Annotated in this window: 18 protein-coding genes; 5 read left to right on the top strand and 13 right to left on the bottom strand. The window is 46.8% G+C overall.

The features are described from left to right. The first annotated feature begins 128 nt into the window (after nt 1-128). Nucleotides 129-611 carry an RNA pyrophosphohydrolase gene (locus NI461_RS01785; RefSeq protein ID WP_151204020.1) on the top strand — a complete coding sequence of 161 codons (483 nt, stop codon included), beginning with the start codon at nt 129-131 and terminating at the stop codon, nt 609-611. A gap of 88 nt (nt 612-699) precedes the next feature. Then, nucleotides 700-2,997 (top strand): phosphoenolpyruvate--protein phosphotransferase, encoded by a 2,298-nt coding sequence (ptsP, locus tag NI461_RS01780; protein WP_151207072.1) that lies wholly within the window; start codon nt 700-702, stop codon nt 2,995-2,997. Here ptsP and NI461_RS01775 read toward each other — a convergent pair. Both NI461_RS01775 and NI461_RS01770 read right to left on the bottom strand, forming a co-directional pair. Next, entirely contained in the window at nt 2,994-3,191 is a 198-nt protein-coding gene (locus NI461_RS01775) for a hypothetical protein (RefSeq protein ID WP_151204022.1), read from the bottom strand. The genes ptsP and NI461_RS01775 overlap by 4 nt on opposite strands. Before the next feature lie 277 nt (nt 3,192-3,468). Further along, complete coding sequence (locus tag NI461_RS01770) at nt 3,469-5,118, bottom strand: acyl-CoA dehydrogenase family protein (RefSeq protein ID WP_151204023.1); 1,650 nt, start codon at nt 5,116-5,118, stop codon at nt 3,469-3,471. A 534-nt stretch (nt 5,119-5,652) separates the two neighbouring features. On the opposite strand from NI461_RS01770, the gene NI461_RS01765 reads away from it, so the two are divergent. Both NI461_RS01765 and NI461_RS01760 read left to right on the top strand, forming a co-directional pair. Next, the gene (locus NI461_RS01765) at nt 5,653-7,173 is read left to right on the top strand and encodes a catalase (protein WP_253156335.1); all 1,521 of its coding nucleotides are present in this window, start codon (nt 5,653-5,655) and stop codon (nt 7,171-7,173) included. 95 nt (nt 7,174-7,268) lie between these two features. Next, nucleotides 7,269-7,712, top strand: a complete 444-nt coding sequence (locus NI461_RS01760) for a thiol-disulfide oxidoreductase DCC family protein (RefSeq protein WP_253156333.1) — start codon at nt 7,269-7,271, stop codon at nt 7,710-7,712. Nucleotides 7,713-7,929: 217 nt separating this feature from the next. On the opposite strand, the gene NI461_RS01755 is transcribed toward NI461_RS01760, so the two are convergent. The 9 genes from NI461_RS01755 to hcaE all read right to left on the bottom strand — a co-directional run bounded on the left by NI461_RS01755 (nt 7,930) and on the right by hcaE (nt 16,977). Further along, entirely contained in the window at nt 7,930-8,985 is a 1,056-nt protein-coding gene (locus NI461_RS01755) for an MBL fold metallo-hydrolase (RefSeq protein ID WP_253151604.1), read from the bottom strand. A gap of 370 nt (nt 8,986-9,355) precedes the next feature. Next, nucleotides 9,356-10,291, bottom strand: coding sequence for a cation diffusion facilitator family transporter (locus NI461_RS01750; RefSeq protein ID WP_253156331.1), 936 nt, complete (start codon nt 10,289-10,291; stop codon nt 9,356-9,358). Between the two features lie 188 nt (nt 10,292-10,479). After that, nucleotides 10,480-11,388, bottom strand: a complete 909-nt coding sequence (locus NI461_RS01745) for an EamA family transporter (protein ID WP_151204028.1) — start codon at nt 11,386-11,388, stop codon at nt 10,480-10,482. 292 nt (nt 11,389-11,680) lie between these two features. Continuing rightward, complete coding sequence (hcaD, locus tag NI461_RS01740) at nt 11,681-12,910, bottom strand: 3-phenylpropionate/cinnamic acid dioxygenase ferredoxin--NAD(+) reductase subunit (protein ID WP_253156329.1); 1,230 nt, start codon at nt 12,908-12,910, stop codon at nt 11,681-11,683. Nucleotides 12,911-12,914: 4 nt separating this feature from the next. Further along, complete coding sequence (locus NI461_RS01735; protein WP_253156327.1) at nt 12,915-13,880, bottom strand: 3-carboxyethylcatechol 2,3-dioxygenase; 966 nt, start codon at nt 13,878-13,880, stop codon at nt 12,915-12,917. A gap of 70 nt (nt 13,881-13,950) precedes the next feature. Then, nucleotides 13,951-14,766, bottom strand: a complete 816-nt coding sequence (gene hcaB, locus NI461_RS01730) for a 3-phenylpropionate-dihydrodiol/cinnamic acid-dihydrodiol dehydrogenase (RefSeq protein WP_151207091.1) — start codon at nt 14,764-14,766, stop codon at nt 13,951-13,953. 2 nt (nt 14,767-14,768) lie between these two features. Beyond that, the gene (gene hcaC, locus NI461_RS01725; RefSeq protein ID WP_151205623.1) at nt 14,769-15,095 is read right to left on the bottom strand and encodes a 3-phenylpropionate/cinnamic acid dioxygenase ferredoxin subunit; all 327 of its coding nucleotides are present in this window, start codon (nt 15,093-15,095) and stop codon (nt 14,769-14,771) included. Then, nucleotides 15,095-15,613, bottom strand: coding sequence for a 3-phenylpropionate/cinnamic acid dioxygenase subunit beta (gene hcaF / locus NI461_RS01720; protein ID WP_151207093.1), 519 nt, complete (start codon nt 15,611-15,613; stop codon nt 15,095-15,097). Before hcaF ends, hcaC begins: the two co-directional genes overlap by 1 nt. Beyond that, nucleotides 15,610-16,977 (bottom strand): 3-phenylpropionate/cinnamic acid dioxygenase subunit alpha, encoded by a 1,368-nt coding sequence (hcaE, locus tag NI461_RS01715; RefSeq protein ID WP_151205625.1) that lies wholly within the window; start codon nt 16,975-16,977, stop codon nt 15,610-15,612. The genes hcaF and hcaE overlap by 4 nt, the downstream gene beginning before the upstream one ends. Before the next feature lie 280 nt (nt 16,978-17,257). Between hcaE and hcaR the strand changes: the two genes are divergently transcribed. Continuing rightward, nucleotides 17,258-18,166 carry a DNA-binding transcriptional regulator HcaR gene (hcaR, locus tag NI461_RS01710; RefSeq protein WP_253156324.1) on the top strand — a complete coding sequence of 303 codons (909 nt, stop codon included), beginning with the start codon at nt 17,258-17,260 and terminating at the stop codon, nt 18,164-18,166. Nucleotides 18,167-18,539: 373 nt separating this feature from the next. Here hcaR and NI461_RS01705 read toward each other — a convergent pair whose 3' ends face one another. Together NI461_RS01705 and NI461_RS01700 are read right to left on the bottom strand one after the other, a co-directional pair. Further along, nucleotides 18,540-19,400 carry an alpha/beta hydrolase gene (locus NI461_RS01705; RefSeq protein ID WP_151205557.1) on the bottom strand — a complete coding sequence of 287 codons (861 nt, stop codon included), beginning with the start codon at nt 19,398-19,400 and terminating at the stop codon, nt 18,540-18,542. Between the two features lie 271 nt (nt 19,401-19,671). Further along, nucleotides 19,672-20,913 (bottom strand): OprD family outer membrane porin, encoded by a 1,242-nt coding sequence (locus NI461_RS01700; protein WP_253156323.1) that lies wholly within the window; start codon nt 20,911-20,913, stop codon nt 19,672-19,674. Nucleotides 20,914-20,931 lie beyond the last annotated feature (18 nt).

The following is a 20,931-nucleotide window of genomic DNA, read 5'->3' as shown; positions in this document are numbered from 1 at the left end:
TCGATAGAAATTCGTTAAGATCATAACAATTTTAACATTTTTAAACTTTGCTTTTTGTGTGCAGGATAAAGAAATAAACATCCCCCAGAAGCAAAGGCATAAATTAAACAAATTTTTTAGGTAGCCAAATGATCGACTCTGAAGGTTTCCGACCGAATGTCGGGATCATTTTGGCAAACGATGCTGGACAGGTTTTATGGGCAAAACGCATTGGTCATAATGCATGGCAATTTCCACAAGGCGGGATCCAATTTGGAGAAACCCCCGAGCAGGCACTCTATCGTGAGCTGAGAGAAGAAGTTGGCTTACTGCCTGAACATGTCCAAATAGTTGCGCAAACCAAAGGCTGGTTGCGTTATCGTTTGCCACACCGCTATATACGTACGGATTCAGATCCGGTATGTATCGGTCAAAAGCAAAAGTGGTTTTTACTCAAATTGACGGCGCCGGTACAGCACATTCAGTTGAACCTGTCCGACCCACCAGAATTTGATCAGTGGCAATGGGTCAGTTATTGGTATCCATTGGGCCAGGTCGTGAATTTTAAACGTGATGTTTATCGCAAGGCAATGATCGAGTTGTGCCAGCAGCTCCCACAGCAAAAACCTTAAAAAATCGCATCAATATGCAGATTTTTTGGCTGGCTATTGTTATAAATAAGTATCCGATTAAAATTCTGAGTATGACGGAGCAGAACTGATGTCAAATATGCAACTGGACACTTTAAGACGCATTGTTCAAGAAATCAATGCCTCGGCCAGTTTGCATGAATCTCTCGAGATTATGGTCAATCATGTGGCTGCCGCCATGCATGTGGATGTCTGCTCCATCTATCTACTGGATGAACGCAACCAGCGTTATCTATTGATGGCTTCTAAGGGTCTAAACTCTGAGTCTGTCGGCCATGTCTCCTTGCATACCAGTGAAGGTCTGGTGGGTCTGGTCGGGCAGCGTGAGGAAATCGTCAACCTCGATAATGCCTCCAAACACGAACGCTTTATGTACCTGCCTGCAACCGGAGAAGAGATTTATAACTCTTTTCTCGGCGTGCCGGTCATGTACCGTCGCAAAGTGATGGGTGTACTGGTGGTCCAGAACAAAGAACCTCAGGATTTCTCTGAAGCAGCGGAATCTTTTCTGGTCACACTTTGTGCCCAGTTGTCGGGCGTGATTGCACATGCCCACGCGGTTGGCAATATTGATGTCTTTCGCAAGCCCAGCAATCTGCCTGCCTATAAAACCTTTCAGGGAATCTCCGGCTCTGGCGGAATTGCACTGGGCCGCGCTGTTATTCTCTATCCGCCTGCCGATCTGGCCGCTGTACCAGATCGCGAAGCCGACGATATTAGTGAAGAATTACAGCTTCTGGACAATGCCCTAGATTCAGTGCGTGAAGAAATTCAGGCGCTGGATGAAAAAATGCAGGATGCACTGATGGCCGAAGAACGCGCCCTGTTTAGTGTGTTCCTGCGCATGCTGGATGAAAATGCCCTGCCGGCTGAAATTAAAGCTGAAATTCGTGATGGAAACTGGGCACAAGGCGCAGTCCGTATTGTAATTGATAGCCATGTGGCCCAGTTCGCCCAGATGGAAGATGACTATTTGCGGGAACGGGTTGCAGATCTGAAAGATCTGGGACGGCGCATTCTGGCACGCTTACAGGAAGCGGATTCCAGCCACCGTGAACTCACCGACGAAAGTATCCTGATTGGTGAAGAAATTTCGACGGCTGCTCTGGTCGAATTGCCGGTCGATAAGATTGCAGCGATTGTAACCTCTGAAGGGGCCATGAACTCGCATATGGTCATTGTGGCACGTGCCCTCGGTATTCCTACCGTGGTCGGGGTGACCGAGCTGCCAATCAGTAGCATTGATGATGTGGAAATGATTGTGGATGCACATCAGGGCCGGGTGTTTATCAATCCGCCGCGCCGCCTGCGTACCCGTTATAAAGAAATTCAAAAAGAAGAAGAACTGATTGCCAAAGACCTGCGGCAGTATGAAACCAAGGATACCATTACCCCAGATGGCATTGTGGTGAAACTGTATGTCAATACCGGCCTGATGATTGATGTGGTTCGTGGCGTTCAACGGGGTGCCAAAGGCGTTGGCCTTTATCGCTCTGAAATTCCTTTTATGCTGCGAGATCGCTTTCCCGGTGAAGAAGAGCAGCGCGCCATTTACCGCCAGCAGCTGAGCCATTTTGCCAACAAACCGGTGGTCATGCGTACCCTGGATATTGGTGCCGACAAGGATCTGCCTTATTTTTCCATTGAAGAAGAAAATTCAGCCTTGGGCTGGCGCGGCATCCGTTTTACCCTCGATCATCCGGAGATTTTCTCTTCCCAGATCCGCGCCATGCTAAAAGCCAGTATCGGGCTGAATAATCTGCATATTCTGCTGCCAATGGTGACCAGTGTCAGCGAAGTCGAAGAAGCCTTATATTTGCTGGAACGCGACCATCATGCCGTTCAGGAAGAAGAACAGGTCAAAATTACCAAACCCAAAATCGGTATTATGGTGGAAGTGCCCAGTATCTTATATCAGATTGATGAGTTCTCGGAACTGGTGGACTTTTTTTCGGTCGGCTCCAATGACCTGACCCAGTACTTGCTGGCAGTCGACCGTAATAATCCGCGGGTGGCCAATGTCTATTCTCATTTGCATCCTGCTGTCTTACGCGCGCTGGACCGCCTGGTTCAAGACTGTCATCGCAATGAAAAGCCGGTCAGTATTTGTGGTGAAATGGCAGGAGATCCGCTTTCTGCAATTCTATTGATGGCAATGGGCTTTAATACCCTGTCGATGAGTTCCAGTAATATTTTGCGGGTCCGCAAGGCGATCTGTCATGTACCGATGAATGATGCGCAAGAGATGCTGGCACATGCCTTAAAAATGGATAATCCTCTGGTGGTGAAAAGCCGGATTGAATATTATTTTAAAACCCATGGTCTGGGGGATATGGTGAAAGCAACCACCCGGATTGTCGGGGCTTAAACACCAGCCGCCAAAAAATGCAGTAATAAAAAAGGGCGATCATCTTGTTGATATCGCCCTTGTTTGTGCTTGGTGTAGCCACGTTTTGCATTTTTCTTCCGGTCTACAAAGACCTGACTCTTGTTGACCTCATGCATGTGTTTCGCCACGAAGTTGTGAATGACCACTTCTGGCAGTGCTTTTTTCTTTGCCATCGCGCTGTCCTTTTTCAGTTGAGGGGCTTTAGTCTCGGTTCAGGTTTTCGGTTGAGTCAACCTGCAAATCCTGTGGATTTCAGTTATTGCCTATAGGATTAATGGGTTCACAGGGTTGAAATTCAAGCCCGTTCAGCTTGCATTATTTCTTGCATGTAGGCGCTCATTTCCATGAGCTTGAGAGAAGCTGATCATACGCTTTTTTGTACATTGTACAATCTTTTTTATTCAGCCAAGCTGGGCGGATTACAGCATCCAGAAAATGGAAGACAGGTTCTTAAGCTGCCAAGACCCGCTCCAACACCCGTTCCACATCCACCTGCTTCGCCTCAATCATTCCCGCCACACGGCCATGAAAACCGCTATAGCGGGTTTGAATAAATCCATCGGCTACATAGTCCGGGGCATGACGTGTCAGCAACACTGCTTGGGCCAAAATCACCAGACGGCTAACCAGACTGCGTCCCATAAACTGTAATTCTTCGGGCGGCTGCTGGAAGAGTTTAAATAAAGACTGCAATTCCGTTTTTAGCGTTTCATTGTGCATAGCGGTAGATGCCCAGTCTTTAAACAGCATTTCCATCGACTCAGGTTCACGTGCAATGGCACGCAGTACATCCAGACACATGACATTGCCTGAACCTTCCCAGATGGTATTTACCGGGGCTTCTTTAAAGATACGCGCCATAATACCATCGTCAACATAACCATTACCGCCCAAGACTTCCATCGCCTCGCCTGTCAGCTCGACAGCCCGTTTGCAAATCCAGAATTTAGATGCTGGTGTCATGATGCGTTTCCATGCCAGTGCTAAGGCATCATCGGATTCATAACAATGCGCCAAATGAAAACTAAGTTGCATGGCCGCTTCAGTTTCTAAAGCCAAATCTGCCAACACGGCGCGCATCAAGGGCTGTTCAACCAAATGCTTGCCAAAAGCCTTACGCTGACGGGTATAGGCAAGGCATTGTACCAGAGCCTGGCGCAGCATGGCGGTACTGCCCACCGAACAGGTAAGCCGAGTGTAATTCGCCATTTCGATAATCGTGGGAATCCCACGCCCGGCTTCACCAATCATTATGCCCCAGGCCTGATTAAATTCGACCTCGGAACTGGAATTACTGCGATTGCCGACTTTGTCTTTTAAGCGCTGCACATGAATATTATTTTTTGTGCCATCGTCCAGCCAGCGTGGTACAAAGAAGCAAGCCAATCCTTCCTGCTCGGTTTTTGCCACCACCAAATGTGCATCACACATCGGCGCAGAAAAAAACCATTTATGTCCGGTCAGCACATAGGCTTTGCCACGGCCCGGCTCCGCAATTGGCACAGCAATGGTCTGATTCGCCCGCACATCTGAACCACCTTGCTTCTCGGTCATGCCCATGCCTAGCCAAATTGATTTTTTCTGGGCAATCGGTACATCGCGCTCATCATATTCAGTCGATAGCAGTTGCTCACCCAGCTTTGCCCATAGCTCAGGTTCACGCTGGATGAGCGGAATACTGCCCAGCGTCATGGAATTGGGGCACAGGTTGCCACATTCGATCTGTCCAGCCAGATAAAATCGAGCCGCCCACTCCACCCATCTGGATGGAGATTGCGGGTGGTTAAAGGGATAGGCATGTGTGTCGAAGTGACGGTTCAAGCCCATCCATTTGTGCCAGGAGGGATGAAATTCAATGAAATCTTTACGACGGCCACGGGCATCAAAGGCATGCAAGATGGGAGGATGTTGATTGGCCAGTTCGGCATGTTGATAATATTCGGCTGAACCGGCCATTTGTGCCATTTTAGACAAGGTGGCCTGATCTTGGCTGCCATAGCGCTGTAAAATTTGCTGTAATACGATATCGGTTTCAAATAAATTATAATCCTGCTTTTCATCAAACTGGTTGTGAATTTGATGGGTCGTCCATGTCTGCATTGCTCTAATTCCTGTTTTATTTTTATGGCGGTTTTCATCCCAGTATAGTCAATAAATCTCCCCAGCATAGGCAGTTTTTAAAATAAAAATTTTATCAAAAATCAACGAGGCGCATGCGCTGTATAGCTTATCTATGCCAAATGACCTAGCCCAAGACTGCTGTAATGGAGCCATCCACTACAACTCGCCAGACCCGTGAATTCATTTAATTTTAAATAAATAACAAAAACTTGAATGATCGAAATAAACGGTTAATGCAAACATAATATTCTATTTGTCAAAATGCATAATTCTGATTAATCTCAGAGCCTAACACTCCGCTTAGAGCAATAAGATAACCACAACTTTCATGTTATTGTGCTTCTAGATATTTTTGCATTTTTTAATTTTTCGGTTTTTGAAGATCGCATCGCTATAGCAACGCCACTTTAAAATCAATTTACAGAACGGTTCATATTGGATTGAGCGTGATACTCTGCATAGATTCTTCTCGCAGTCCTTAAAATATGATGATGATAATAATGGAGATATACAATGAGCGATGACTCTAAAAAATGTCCTGTCACGCACCTTACCACTGAAGCTGGTGCGCCTGTTGTAGACAATCAGAACAGCATGACAGCTGGTGCTCGTGGCCCCGTGCTTGCCCAAGATTTATGGCTGAATGAAAAACTGGCAAATTTTGTGCGTGAAGTGATTCCTGAGCGTCGTATGCACGCCAAAGGTTCGGGCGCTTTCGGTACCTTTACCGTCACCCATGACATTACCCGCTATACCCGTGCCAAGATCTTCTCTGCAGTAGGTAAAAAAACCGAGATGTTCGCGCGTTTTTCTACCGTAGCGGGTGAACGTGGCGCAGCTGATGCCGAACGTGATATTCGCGGTTTTGCCCTGAAATTCTATACGGAAGAAGGGAACTGGGACTTAGTCGGCAACAATACCCCGGTATTCTTCCTGCGTGATCCTCGCAAATTCCCGGATTTAAACAAAGCGGTTAAACGCGATCCAAAAACCAACAAGCGCAGTGCCACCAATAACTGGGATTTCTGGACTTTATTGCCTGAAGCCCTGCATCAGGTGACGATTGTGATGTCAGACCGCGGCATTCCAGATGGCTATCGTCATATGCACGGTTTTGGCAGCCATACCTATAGTTTTATTAATGCCCAAAATGAGCGCTTCTGGGTGAAATTCCACATGCGCACCCAGCAAGGCATTCAAAACCTGGCCGATGCGGAAGCAGCAGCGCTGATTGCCAAAGACCGGGAAAGCAGCCAGACCGACCTATTTGATGCCATTGAGCGTGGCGATTTCCCGAAATGGACAATGTACGTGCAGATCATGCCGGAAACAGAGGCAGAAAAAGTCCCCTATCATCCATTTGACCTGACCAAAGTCTGGCCAAAAGGCGACTATCCACTGATTGAAGTGGGTGAGTTCGAGTTGAACCGCAACCCTGAAAACTATTTCCAGGATGTGGAACAGGCGGCATTTGCGCCAAGTAATCTGGTTCCCGGGATCAGCTATTCACCAGACCGCATGTTACAGGCCCGTTTGGTGAACTATGCCGATGCTGTGCGCTACCGTGTAGGCGTGAATCATTCACAAATTCCGGTCAATGCTGCGCGTTGTCCTGTGCATTCGAACCGCCGTGACGGTCAGGGCCGTATGGATGGCAACTATGGTTCATTGCCCCATTATGAGCCAAACAGTTTCAGCCAGTGGCAGGAACAACCAGAGTTCAGAGAACCCCCACTGAAAATTACCGGTGATGCGGATTTCTGGGATTATCGCCAAGACGACAACGATTATTTCAGCCAGCCACGAGCCCTGTTCAACTTGATGAACGATGAACAAAAACAGGCCTTGTTCAATAACACTGCCGGCGCGATGGGGGATGCACTGGATTTCATCAAATACCGCCATATCCGTAATTGCTATGCATGTGAACCTGCATACGGTGAAGGTGTCGCCAAAGCATTGGGCATGACTGTGGCCGATGCACAAGCCGCGCGTGAAAGTGATCCTGCGAAAAACTTACCAAGTTTTCTCTAAAACTTGAGTAAAGAGCGTAAAAAACCACCTTCGGGTGGTTTTTTGTTGGTCGCTCATGCAATATGAAAACAGCCCATTACAAAAAAAGTATAACCATGCGCAAGACGATAGAAGACATCATTCAAGAATACGACATTATTTTATTTGATGCCGTGTGTGTCATCTGCACGCGCTGGGCACGTTTTTTAATCCGATATGACAGAAAAATCCAGTTTAAATTGGTCTCTGCACAATCTCCCTTAGGCTCTGCCCTGCTTCAGCATTATCAGATGTCAACGGAGCAGTATACGACGCTGCTCGTCATTAAAGAGGGGCAGCTTTATACCGAGTCAACTGCTGTGCTAAAAGTCATGCAGCAACTCGGCTTGCCTTTTTCATTCATGAATATCGGGTATATTATTCCACGCGTTGCACGCGATTTTCTGTATCGTCAGGTTGCTTTAAACCGTTATCAGTGGTTTGGAAAAACCAATACCTGCCTGCTACCTTCTAGTGAAAATAAGCGCCATTTTCTGGAAGATGTGATGGATGAGTCTTAAGTTTTTAGCTACTTTGTACGGTTTGGCTCAGGATTGTTGGACGGTGGCTGAATCGGGGGAACTATGCGAAAACTCCAGCTTGAACTTTCTGGAGAGATGAATGTTTTTTGGCTGATGGGGCTTAGCTCCCCTATCACACGGACAGCAGGATTTAGCCCACCGATCATGAAGCCTGCCCTGCTGATTCTTCTCATTGTCCTAGAACAGCATCCAGCAGCTAGACAATAATGCGCTTGCCTTCACGAATACAGTAAAACGGGTTAATCAGCTTGGAAGAATGCTGGATAATATCCTGCAGGACATTTTCAGGCTGGTCACGGTCTTCATCGGTCAACTGGAAGGTCCGGTAATGAATGGCCAGAGAACAGCGCGCATGCAGGTCCTGATGGGCATGAAAGGCATCTTCCGGGTTCATATGGATATAACGCATCAGCTCGCGCGGCTCATAGGCCCCGATAGGCAGTAATGCAATTCGCGGCTCACCCAGACGTTTGCGGATTTCCTTGAAATGCGAAGAATAGCCACTGTCGCCGGCAAAGAAACAGTGTTCTTTACCATGCAGCAAGGAAAATCCTCCCCATAAGGCACAGTTCTGATCACGCATGCCGCGTCCTGAGGCATGCTGCGCAGGTGTATACACAATCCGGATGTTTTGAAAAAAGCTGTTTTCCCACCAGTCCATTTCAATCACATTATAGTCTTTAGGCAGATACCAGGCATTTCCCAGACCGGTATAGATCGGCATCTTAAAATTGTGATGCAACCAGCCGAGTGTGGCCAGATCCATATGATCATAATGGTTATGGCTAAGCAGCACTGCATCAATCGGAGGCAATTCATCCAGGGCAATCCCGGCAGGAATCACCCGTTGTGGACCGCGGGATGAAAACGGGCTGGCATATTCTGACCAGACCGGATCGGTCAGAAAGTTATAAGGACCGATCTGGATCAGGACCGTGGCATGGCCGATAAACCAGATTTGCCAGTCATCCAAAGAAGCATCGGGGCGGTGATGCGGTAAGGCACGCGGACGCGACAGGAAGTCGGCCTGCTCCTGTTTCAGGTTCACTTCCCAGGTTTTGGACTTTCTGGTAAATAACCATTTATACAAGTCGAAGCGGCTCTGCTCAAGCGAAGAGGGCTCCAGATTTTTGAACCGTTGACCATCAAAATGCGCTGAATGCAAATAGTCAAATACCGGCTTGGACCAGAGATGCTTCCAACTGGATTCGGTCTCAAGCTGAAACTTTTTAGTTTTAAAAAAATCTTGCATAAACATCCACTATTTATTATTTGCTATATGCAAGACAGCATCGACTTGAGGCGCTCAAGCGAAGTATCTTTGTTATTAGCATACCAACTTCTATACCTGCGTATCTAAGCATACTATGAAATCTGATCAGGGTATTCATTTATGTTTTTGTTATTTTTAGCAAAAAAACCAAAAAAGGAAGAGCTTCGAAACTTTGCGAGTAGTTACTGGTCGGATTAAACAGACTTTCGATATGCTGCCCTGAAGTACACCCCAGCTCAAATATAGCAGCCTTTTGGCTCTCAAAGAAAGCCGGCTTGAACGCATAAACCATCCTTTTACAACAGGCGCTATCCACTTAAGCTGAAGCCTCACCTGATAAGCGGGGTGTTTAGACCCGGCCCCGGGTGCGTTCCAGCCATACTGCCTTGGTTTGCGGCTTGACAAAGAGGGCAATAATTTCAGGATGTAACTGTTTGATCTGGGCTTCTATCCGATTGACACAGTGTTCAATTTCATCTGAAGTCAGATCATCTTTAAATTCCAGGCTTAAAAATACAATCACCTGATGCGCGCCCATCTGTTCAGTCAGCAGACCGTTGGCGCTATGAACGGCATGATCCTGCTGGGCTACTTTTAAAACATGGTCCCGCAGTTTGGGATCTGCAACTTCGCCGAGTAACAGACCTTTGGTTTTCTGCGCCAAAAGCCAGGCTGAAATCGCCAGCACAACGCCAATCAGAATTGATGCTGCACCATCCAGCTCGGGAATATTCAGTTGATGGGCCAAGAAAATTCCGACCAGCGCAATCAATAAGCCGGTCAAGGCAGCAGTATCTTCAAATAATACGGTAAAAGTGGTGGGATCTTTACTGCGTCGGAATGCGGCAAAATATCCGAGCTTGCCCTTCTGCTTGCGAAAGGCTTTTAAAGCCACCCACCAGGAAAACCCTTCACATACAATTGCGATACCCAGCACAATATAGTTAATGACAGGGTCCTGCATTTCCTCAGGCTGTAAAATATGCTGTATGCCCTGATAAATGGAAACGATGGCGCCTAGGGCAAAGACCATCAGAGCCACAATAAATGCCCAGAAATACAACTCGCGGCCATAGCCAAAAGGATGTTGGGCATCTGCCGGTTTTTGGGAGGTTTTCATGCCATACAGCAGCAGAATTTCATTTAAAGTATCCACAATGGAATGGATGGCTTCACTCAGCATTGCTGAACTGTTGGTCATATAGGCTGCAATAAACTTCACCACTGCAATCGTCAGATTCCCAAACAGGGCAGCATAGACCACAACTTTATTTGATTCAGACATCCTGAAACTGTCCTAAACAAGCTGTATTCAGCTTTTCTTGATCTTATGTACCAGTATTTTAATCAGTTTATAAGCAGCAGTTGTTTTATAAATTGTTGTAGCGTGGTGAGATTGATGGATGATCCGGGCGGTTGGGCGCACTGAAGTTCTAAAAAGAACAGCTGAGGCCCTTCCTGTTTGCTGTGCCGCTAAGTTCTGGAAAAATACTGTTCGCGCCATTCTTTCCAGAAATACATGACAATGCCCAACATCACCACCGCAATTCCGGCGAAAGCATGACTGCTAATTATTTCATTGTTGAGTGTTGCTCCCAGAACCAGTGCAATCACCGGGGTCATTACATTACTTAAAGAGACCGTAGACGCAGCCAGACGGCGGATCAGCCAGAAATAGCACAGCATGGCCACAATTGATGACATGATCATGGTAAACAGGAACCCGATCATGGCATGGGTACCTGGCATCTGTGTGGGAAAATGCTGCCAGATAAACGGGATTAACAACAGTGAACCTGCCGCAGACACCAATAATGAACCGGTGGCTTGCGACATTGGTTTTAGCGGTGCATTAATCTGTTTGACCCAGAAAATCGAACTGATATACGACACCATACTGATCAGCATCAGCACCACGCCCCACGGGTTAATTTTTGAATCTGCCGAATCGGCAAAGACAAAACTCAGGCCAGCTACCGCAACCGCCATTCCCAGCCATTGCAGCCATACCAGCCGATGGGTTTTTAAAATCACATGCCCGATCAAGCCGGCAATTAGCGGTGAGAACCCAAAAATCAGGGCCATCAGACCTGAAGTTAAATAATTGGCAGCCAGATAAATAAACAGCTGGGCGCCAATTAAATTCAAGCTTCCGGCCAGATAGCTTTGCATCGAGGTACGGTCAAAAGGTAATGGACCGCGCATCAGTTTGAGCACTAGCAGCGCAATGATGGAGGCACCAAAATAGCGGATAATCAGCACCCACATCGGATGCACCTCTGCCACACTCCAGACAATCGCCAGCGGCGTCGCTGCCCAGATCAGCACCAAAAGCGCATATATACTTGCCGTCACCAGCATAGAAGATGAATTTGAATTCATAAATGACTCAATTAAATATAATAAAAAGAATTAAACCAAAAGTTCTGTTCAAATCCACGATTAGCAGTATTACAAGCGGCATGGATGCCGCTCGAGCGTTTGGGATACAAGGAAGTATCTTCAAACGCTCAAAAGATTTTTGTTACTTTTCATCTTTGAAAAGTAAGACACAACTGCACAAAGTAATTAAACGTCGCAATATAAATAGTGGTCATGCCAAAACAATAAATAAAGTAGCCATAAAAAAAGCAGACCCCAGTTCCCCAAGATCTGCCTTTGTTAAACATTCAGCTTACTTCACCAGCTTACGCAAATCCTGGCTTAAATCCAGATATTTATCCGCCTCAAAAGCCGCCTGCTTGCTGATCAGTTTTTTCAGATGACGCATGTCTTTGGCCGCATTCACCGTGATGCCACCGACGATGATGCCATCTGTGACACCAAACAATACAAATGATGAATCAGCCCCCTGCTCGGCATTCATTTCACCACGTACAACCCACTCGCTTGCTGTCATATCACCCACGAACTGGTAGTTGATATTGAGCTGATCGGTCCAGAACCACGCCGGATTAGGGGTTGGCTGCTCGAGCCCCATCACATGACGGGCAAAAATTCCGGCTTGCAGATTGGCATTTTCCCAGGTTTCGACACGGCGATGATTGCCGCAGTCACGCAGCTGAGTCGCTACATCGCCGGCAGCATAAATATCAGGATGAGACGTTTGACAGTGTTCATTCACCTGAATCGCACAATCCACCGCTAAACCGGCATCAATCGCCAGCTGTGCATTTGGCACAATCCCGATACCGTAAACAACTGCATCAGCACGCAGCTCTTCACCACCTTCAAGAGTAACGACAACTTCTTCACCTTCAAGACGGCAGTCTGCAATCTTGGTTTCAAGACGCACATTGACCCCAGCCAGACGCTGCTGAGCCAATAAAAACTCGCTCAATATACGTGGAGATGAACGCCCCATGACCATTGGACCCATTTCAATCACAGTCACTTCGCAGTCTTTGAAGCGAGCACTGGAGGCCAGTTCCAGACCGATCACGCCACCACCGATCAGGATGATACGGCGACCCGGCTGTAATACAGGCACCAGCGCTTGTGAATCTTCCAGATTACGCAAAGTGTAGACGTGCTTGCCTAAGGCATCGAAGTTTGGCAAACGGCGTGCCGCACCACCGGTGGCCAGCAAAAGCTTGTCATAAGCAACAACGTCACCATTTTGCAGCTCAACCGTGTGCGCTTCAGCATTGATTTTCACCACGCCATTGCCGCGGATATGCTCGACCCCCAAATCTGCCAGTTTTTCTTCGGACAGGATTTCAATTTTGGTTTCTTCAGGTTTTAGAATCACGTCTTTAGACAGTGGTGGACGTTCATAAGGCAGATGTATTTCATCACCAATCAGAATGATGTTGCCTTCAAACTTGTTGCCACGCAGTTCTAAAATCGCGCTTGCACCTGCCTGGCCTGCGCCTACAATCACGATGGTTTCGATGTTGCTCATGTCATTAACCTTTTAACTCTGCAGATACGATGCCAAAGCCCGCAATCCATTCACTGATATCTTCATAGCAGTGGGTGGTCATGTCGTATTCGCCCATTTCACTTAAAGCAGCAAAAGCCGCCATCCAGGAACGGACTTCCTGACCGCCACGGCCCCCATCACGGCGAATGTCAGCTTCAGTCATGGCTTCCAGTGCAGCGAAGTCGGCCTGCTTGAATTTTTCAAGTAATGCGACATCCCATTCCGGACTGAGTGGCACTGCAACCGAGGTATCCCCTGCTGCGAGTTTCTGGCCGACAGCAATAATTTTTGCCTGACGTGCCTCCCGGGCTTCAACTGTCGGATGACGGCCGGCGATCAGAAACTCTTCCACTTCTGGTGGTACTGAACCCATTTGTGGTGTCGGTGGATCATGGGACAGCCCCCCTGTACCCAGCACCAGTACGCGCTCATTTTCAAGGTTTAAAGACTTGATAAACTGGCCGACTGCACGGCCCAAAGCGATGGTGCGCTTGGTGGTCGGCATCGGTGCTGCAGCGCCATTAATAAAAATCGGAATTGTTGGATAACGATCAAGCTTGCCTGCGCACAGAAAATGTAAAGGCTGAGTCACCCCGTGGTCCGCCTGCATACGGTAGGAGTATGCAACGTCGACCCCTTCATCCAGCACCCGGCGAACCAGCGCCAGTGCCCGATCTTCCGGTACATCAATGTGGTCATTGTCCTTGCCATAATCCCAGTCGCCTGCGGCTTTGGCACGAATCCCCACGCAGAAGCTTGGCATCAGGTCATAAAAGAAACCGTTAAAATGGTCTGGACCAAACGTGATAATGAGAGTGGGATCATAGGCTTTTACTTCAGCAGACAACTGTTCAAAAGCAGCACGTACTTTCTGCTCTTTGGATTGATCCTGCGGTGAAGCAAATTCCATTAACGGACTGTGCGATGCACAAATGAGTTTAACGGCCATGAGAGACTCCTGAATAAGGAAGGCAGCCCAGAACAGGCTGCCGATAAGTCCATTCGACTAGACTAGATTTTTATTCGTCAAAGAAACCGGCGCGTGGCTGGCGTAAGCCACGAATTCCCAGACCACATTCTGCATTAATCAGAACACCGGTCAGTGGGCGGTTATTTTGACGCGATGCCAACAGCACGTATGAACCGGTCATGTCTTCCGGTTCAGGCAAGAAATTCAGTGGCATACCACGTGCGATTTTCTCAGGGTCGCGAGCATCCAGCAGGCCCAGATTATCCTGACCCAAGGATGCCGCGCCTTTGATATTCACATTCATACCTGAGGGTGCAACCGCATTCACTCGTACTTTAGGCGCAAGCTCATAAGCCAGTTCCTTCATCACCCCGACACCGGCATGCTTGGATGCAGTATATACAGGGCCTCCGCCAGCGGAGTACAGTGCCGAATTAGACAAAGTAAATATGATAGAACCTTCAGAAGCGATCAATGCATCCAGCGCAGCCTTCGCTCCCAGGATTAAAGATTTGGTATTAATACCCATGATTTCGTCAAAGGCTTTTTCCAGCTGCTCGCCCGAAGTATTGACGATATCGGCATAATGATCCCAGATCCCGGCATTGCCCACGAAACAATCGAGTTTACCGAAACGTTCTACAGTTGCTTGAACTGCACGAACGTTATCTGCATAGCTGGCTACATCACCTTCGATCGCAAGAACTTTCCCACCGAAGTGTTCATTTAATGCATCCACTTTAGCTTTTGAACGTTGAAGAACCGCAACTTGTGCACCTTCCTCAATAAAACGCTCGACCAAAGCCCAGCCTAAGCCTGAACCACCACCCGTGATCAGTGCAACTTCGCCTTGTAGCCAACCCATGCTTACTCTCCTGCCATCTCAACAAATAACTGACCATCTTCTACAATTACCGGGAAAGTCTGAATCGGATCAGTTGCTGGCAAGCAAAGTGCTGTACCAGTTTTTAGACAGAAACGCGCTGAATGAAGTGGACATTCCACCGTGCCGTCATCTTCCAGATAACCTTCAGACATTGAGGCATTACCATGTGAACAGCGGTCGTTCATGGCGAAAAACTCACCACCGTTATTGAATACTGCCAGCGCTTCAATACCGTTTACGCCACAATCTACTTTTAACGCTTCGCCTTCGTCCAGTTCGTCAACTTGGCAAACAAAAATCTTATTCATTAGAAGAACACGCTCAGGTTGTGTGAGTTATAAGTCGCCTGGTCCAGTGTGATCTTACGGTTGAAGATCTGGAAGCCTTGCTCGGAATCGACCTGACGGATTTTGTCGTGACGCTTACCGCAGTAGATGGTGACATCTTTTTCTTTCTGGGTGCGGTACAACAGGTAAGTGACATACACGTCGTATTCACCGTCAACTTCAGTCGGCTCCACAATAATGTTAGACACCATATGTGTAGTACGTGAAGGAGGTTCTTCCGCCCAGGCCATACCGGTTTCCAAACGGGCAACGCGGCGTTCCAGCAGATCTTTAGAATCGTTAAATACCCAGGTGGTTGGCGGCTCAATCGAACGGCGACGGTCACGGGTTTGCGCATTCGGTGTAGTACGCAGCGTATACGAAATATCTTCTGCCAATACATCCAGCCATTCGCGGAACTTCCAGTCGTCCAGCAATTTTGCTTCGCGGTACAAGAACTGACTGATCTGGTGATGCAGTTCTAAGCTGATTTGACTCATTTCACAAGCTCCTTCTCGTATTCGTCAGCGGCTTTTTCTACGTCTTCCCATTTTTCATGGATCAATAAATCTGCCCAGCGACGGTACATGCCACGTGCTGCAGTTTCTGAGAAAATGTAGTTGGTAATGCCCGGAATATCATCTTCACGAACTTTCTCGTTGCCTTTACCCATTTCCATGATCAGGCGGTTTTGACGCGCTTTATAACCCCGAAGCACTTTCTGGATTTCGATCCAGTTTTCCGAGTCATCTTGCTCAAGGAAACCGGCCGGACCGAAGGCACGCGTTGCCGAACGTTCAAAAGCTTCTTTTACTTCCTGCGACGCTTCAGCATCCGCAATACAGAATGCCCAAACTTCAGTTTTGTTTGGACCACGTGGGTGCCATACGCGCAGTGTTGCCGTACCGTTTAACCAAGACAATGTCGGGAACATGGTGTTATGACCTGCAAGACGCAGCGCACGTACTTCACCTAAACGCTCTTTGACTTCTTCATAAGTTTCACGGAAATAGTTCGCTACCTCACCATCCACCCATACGTTGGCATCCGGCTTTTCAGTAAAGAAGAAGCCTGAACCATGACCGCGTGAACCATATTGAATCGCGTCTTTGGCGGTTTCCCACACCGGACGCGCTGTTTGTGCAGCACCGAGTTTCTTCGAGGATTCATCATCCGGTTTTGCCCCCAGAACTTGAATCGCAGAAGCGTGAGAGAACAAAGCATGGTATTGGTCAGAAGCAAACTGTTCCGCTGCAAATTTCCAGTTACAGTCGATTTCCCATTTGTGTACACCACCGATGATTTCTGTCCCGCCCGGACGACGATCTACCACACCATCCAGATACCAGGCGATGTCGCCCATGTATTCTTCTAAATCAGGTGTGGTTTCATCCCAGCAACCGAAGACTAAGCCTTTGTAAGACTTCACACGATTGACTTCAACCAGACCCCATTGTTCTTTACATGCCCCATGTGGATAAGCACGTTCTTCAAGCGGGATATCTTTGAGTGAACCATCAATACCGTATGACCAGCCGTGGTATGGGCAAGTAAATGCACGGGTATTACCGCAGTCTGCGAAGCTGACCCGCATCGAACGGTGACGGCACTGGTTTAAAAATGCTTTGATTGAGCCGTCTTTTTGGCGTGCCACAATAATTGGATCTTCACCCATATAGGTATTGAAGAAATCACCAGCCTTAGGAATTTGGCTTTCATGGCATAGAAATAACCATGTACGACCGAAGACACGTTCAAGTTCTAATTCGTAAATGTCAGGATCAGTATAGATCGATGGCGTGATACGTCCATTTTGTGCATCGACCAAAGCGTCGATTTCGCGCACATCAATTTTTCCACTCATGAAAAGCTCTCCTGTGGCCACTATGGACACACAATAAATAGACTCAACTCGAATGGATAATGGATTTTTGCAGGATTTTGGGGAAATATTTTTTTTGTTTTAATTAATAGGTTTAAGCAATTATTGACCACGCTTATTTTTATATTAAAACACCAATCCACCCCTCTAAGGTATTTAGTTCCTAAATGACAAAATCATCTTCACGACATAGTTGTTTATGGACTATACTCCTATCAAATTATAGTAAGACATTTTTTGGATTACTCTTTGGGCTGATGACATGGAATTAAGACACCTTCGCTACTTTATCACTGTTGCTGAAGAACTGAACTTTAGTAAGGCAGCACTCAAACTTTATACGGCGCAACCCTCTCTCAGCCAGCAGATTAAGGATCTGGAAGAAGATGTCGGCGTACAACTGCTGTACCGTACCAAACGCAAGGTCGAGCTGACAGAAGAAGGTGCTGTATTTCTAGAACAGGCCCGCTTGACCCTGGCTCAGGCCGACAAAGCCGTTGCCATGGCGCGTCAGGTGTCGCAGGCCAAGCAGCAGATGCTGCGCATCGGCTTTGTGCCGGTGGCCGAAATGAAGATCTTTCCGTACATTCTGCCCAACCTGCGTGTCCAAAACCCGGATCTGAAAATTGAACTGCTCAGCCTGAACAATACAGAGCAAATGAGATTACTGAAAAAAGGCGATCTAGATCTCACCTTTACCCGTCACAACTTCCATAGCGACGAAATTGAAAGCCAGTTTGTCCTGCGTGAGCCGCTAATCTTTATTTTGCCTAAAGATCATCCACTGGCCAAATATGAACGAATTCCGGTTAAAGAGTTGAATGGCATAGACTTTATTATTCCTGCTGCCGAACAGTCACTGACCCTGCACAATGCGATTTTAGACTTTGCCAAGGTCAACAATCTTGAATTCAACATTGTGCAAAAAGCTGACAATATCCTGTTCAACATCAACTCGATTAGCATGGGCTTAGGTTGCACGATTTTACCGGGCTATATTGCCCCGTTGACCATGAATAATACGGTCATTCGTCCGCTTGACGTTGAACTGCCTTATCTGGATTTATACGTGAGTTACCGCAAAGCTGGAAATTCAATGGCCGTGGACAAGTTCCTGGAGTTACTGACCCACGTGTTCTATCTCAATATCAATCGCGACGAACAAAAATAAATTTCCCCCTTTTTTGACAGCACAGGTTGCTCTATACATACCTGTGCTATTTGCTTTTATTATTTTCTTATTAAAACCCGCTTTGTATTCTGGTTTTTTCATAACGACCAGCTTTTTGGTGCCTCAAAATCAGCCTCAACCTGGGCTACAGATGAGGAACTCCCGCTCAAAAATCATCTGCTTTACAACTTAAGTCTAATGAAAATTTAAGTGTTTTTTCTTCTAAAAAAGCCTCAATCTAGACTTAAAACAGATTAAAAATATCTATCAAACTTGCTACACGAGAAAGGTGACTGCTTTAGCTCTCCCCATAAAATCGTTTAGCCATAAAAAAAGGATGCCTGGCATCCTTTTTTTATATTTTTACTCGGGCTTATTTTACGCCATGTGCAAGCAGGTAGTTTTTGATAATGGTATTAAACTCTTCTGCTTTTTCCACCTGGGACCAGTGGCCGCACTGACTGAAAATGTGGGCATCGGCATTTGGCACAATATTCAGAATATCCCAGGTCCGTGATACAGGAATCACCACGTCTTGCGTACCGTGGATCAACAGCACAGGAACTGTGATCTCTTTCATTTTTTCAAAATCAAGCGGGAATTCAAAACGGTCACGGTCACGTGCACCCACCACATCCATCAAACGATTTGATGCATAGTCATTTGCAGCAGACGCAAAACGTACTTTTACCAGTTCATCAGTAATCAGGTCTTTGTTTACGACAAACATAGAAAGGGTTTTCTTGATCCCTTCTTCAGTAAGCACCGGATTTGCGTGCGCTTTCAACGCGGCAGTTTGTTTCGCACCGCCGGTTCCCATAGAAACAATACCAAGAACACGTTCTGGATAGTCAAGTGCCATCTGGAAAGCCAACCAGCCACCCAGTGAGTTACCGACCAACCAGGTTTTTTCAATACCCAGTGCATCTAAAGTACGCACCGCATGATCAACCCAGGCACGAATACCATAAGCCGTACCAGGTGCTACCACAGTCTGGCCATAACCAATGGTATCAATGGCGATACAACGTGCCTGCTCACCAATGGCTGGAAGGTTTAACCACCAGTTTGCCGCCGCCGATACACCAGTACCTGAACCGTGCAGGAACAGAATTGGTGTACCTTCACCAATCTCGTGATAGTGCGTCAACTCACCTTCTGCCGTTTCAATCCATTTGTCTTCTAAACCAAAAAATGGATCTGTTTTGTATTCTGGGATTTGAACAGTGCTCATGTTGATTCCTCTTACAGTTTTTAGCTTGCGTGTCCATCTGATAACAGAGGTCAACGCCAAGTTGACTCATTAACAATGACTTTTTTACACCCTTATCTTAACCGCTGCAGCCGAGTCAACTGATACAAAATTACGATTGTATGCTACAAAAAAAATATAATTTAAATATCTGTTTTATATAAATATTTTATTTTAATTCCTTAAGTTTTCTCAGACTTTAGGGCTTAAAAAGGCGATGCTGTTGCATCGCCGGTTTAAATCTGCTGAATGCTTAGAATTTATAGGTATAGGTGGTCGCCACACGGTATTCCTGCAAATCGGACTTATAATCAAAATCAGCATCGATATACATGGCCTGGACGCCTAAGCCTTTTAATTTACCCTCTGGCACTGTGTAATTCACAATCAGGTTCAACTCGTCTGAATCCTGATCTTTTTTGGTGCCGTAAGTTGCATCCTTCCCGAGCATATACACGGCGGTAGCATTCAAGCCCTTGGCACCCAGTTCAGAGAAATCATAACCATAGGTTAAACCCAATGATTTTTCATCAGGATTGGTAAAAGTCGCAACCCCCCAGTTGACCAGATAAGGCTGTGGCACCCAGCCGCCCAATGTCGGGAATGCTGAATCGCCCAGCATTTGCTGATAGCCCAAACCAATCGTATGTCCACCATGATTAAGTTTAGTACCTACTGATAAAGCCTGGTTATCAATCTCACCATAGAGTTTGTTACCTGAATCCGAGTTATCGAAGTAACGTACATGGCTGGTCAGTTTGCTTTTTTCACCTAAAGCAGCAGTATGGTTTAAACCTACAAAATGTTGCTGATAGATGTCTTGTACATCTGCGTACCAATAGCTTGCACCCAATTCCTGAGTGAATTGATAGTCTAATCCTGCAAGCCACATTCCGTCAGATGTTGCACCATTGTCATAGGCAGGTGGCGCAAATTTGCTGAGGTCACGAAACTGGTTGTCATAACGGTTGTTAATGCCGTCAATATAGACCAGCGTTAACTTGGTATTTTTCAGGTCTTTAGATTCTAACCATGCACCGCTAAACGTGGTAAGTAACTGACGCGATGGATCAAACACCAAAACTGGAGAAACTGGCAATAATTCACCCACTTTCAATTCAGTTTGCGATACTTTGGCTTTTAAGGTGGCACCGACTTTACCAAAATTGTCTTTCGACTCTTTACCATCATGCGGCAAAATAAAGTCTGGATTTCTGTCACGGCCATTCAGCTTAAAGGCATGCTGCACCAACAGGTCTGCACCAACCTGAATACCGCTACCAATATCGTGATAGCCAGATTTGGCATCCAGCATCACCCCCTGAGACCACGAACCCCAGTTTTTAGCGGAATCGTCTTTAATCTGGCGATCTAGGTAAAAGTTTTTAAATTTGAGCTGGACCTGACTGTCGTCAATAAAATCTGCCTGAGTTGCAGTGGTTCCTAAAGTTGCTGTTGCAGCCAGCATTGCTATCCATAAATTTTGACGACGCATGACTTATTCCCAATAATC

The organism is Acinetobacter sp. S4400-12 (assembly GCF_024129495.1).
GTDB classification, from domain to species: domain Bacteria; phylum Pseudomonadota; class Gammaproteobacteria; order Pseudomonadales; family Moraxellaceae; genus Acinetobacter; species Acinetobacter lwoffii_C.
This window is presented reverse-complemented; position numbering and strand designations above follow the sequence as displayed.

Bases quoted from the DNA above. Each gene is read 5' to 3' on its own strand.
- NI461_RS01785 (WP_151204020.1), top strand. From the start codon at position 129: ATGATCGACTCTGAAGGTTTCCGACCGAATGTCGGGATCATTTTGGCA.
- ptsP (WP_151207072.1), top strand. From the start codon at position 700: ATGTCAAATATGCAACTGGACACTTTAAGACGCATTGTTCAAGAAATC.
- NI461_RS01775 (WP_151204022.1), bottom strand. From the start codon at position 3,191: ATGGCAAAGAAAAAAGCACTGCCAGAAGTGGTCATTCACAACTTCGTG.
- NI461_RS01770 (WP_151204023.1), bottom strand. From the start codon at position 5,118: ATGCAGACATGGACGACCCATCAAATTCACAACCAGTTTGATGAAAAG.
- NI461_RS01765 (WP_253156335.1), top strand. From the start codon at position 5,653: ATGAGCGATGACTCTAAAAAATGTCCTGTCACGCACCTTACCACTGAA.
- NI461_RS01760 (WP_253156333.1), top strand. From the start codon at position 7,269: ATGCGCAAGACGATAGAAGACATCATTCAAGAATACGACATTATTTTA.
- NI461_RS01755 (WP_253151604.1), bottom strand. From the start codon at position 8,985: ATGCAAGATTTTTTTAAAACTAAAAAGTTTCAGCTTGAGACCGAATCC.
- NI461_RS01750 (WP_253156331.1), bottom strand. From the start codon at position 10,291: ATGTCTGAATCAAATAAAGTTGTGGTCTATGCTGCCCTGTTTGGGAAT.
- NI461_RS01745 (WP_151204028.1), bottom strand. From the start codon at position 11,388: ATGAATTCAAATTCATCTTCTATGCTGGTGACGGCAAGTATATATGCG.
- hcaD (WP_253156329.1), bottom strand. From the start codon at position 12,910: ATGAGCAACATCGAAACCATCGTGATTGTAGGCGCAGGCCAGGCAGGT.
- NI461_RS01735 (WP_253156327.1), bottom strand. From the start codon at position 13,880: ATGGCCGTTAAACTCATTTGTGCATCGCACAGTCCGTTAATGGAATTT.
- hcaB (WP_151207091.1), bottom strand. From the start codon at position 14,766: ATGGGTTGGCTACAAGGCGAAGTTGCACTGATCACGGGTGGTGGTTCA.
- hcaC (WP_151205623.1), bottom strand. From the start codon at position 15,095: ATGAATAAGATTTTTGTTTGCCAAGTTGACGAACTGGACGAAGGCGAA.
- hcaF (WP_151207093.1), bottom strand. From the start codon at position 15,613: ATGAGTCAAATCAGCTTAGAACTGCATCACCAGATCAGTCAGTTCTTG.
- hcaE (WP_151205625.1), bottom strand. From the start codon at position 16,977: ATGAGTGGAAAAATTGATGTGCGCGAAATCGACGCTTTGGTCGATGCA.
- hcaR (WP_253156324.1), top strand. From the start codon at position 17,258: ATGGAATTAAGACACCTTCGCTACTTTATCACTGTTGCTGAAGAACTG.
- NI461_RS01705 (WP_151205557.1), bottom strand. From the start codon at position 19,400: ATGAGCACTGTTCAAATCCCAGAATACAAAACAGATCCATTTTTTGGT.
- NI461_RS01700 (WP_253156323.1), bottom strand. From the start codon at position 20,913: ATGCGTCGTCAAAATTTATGGATAGCAATGCTGGCTGCAACAGCAACT.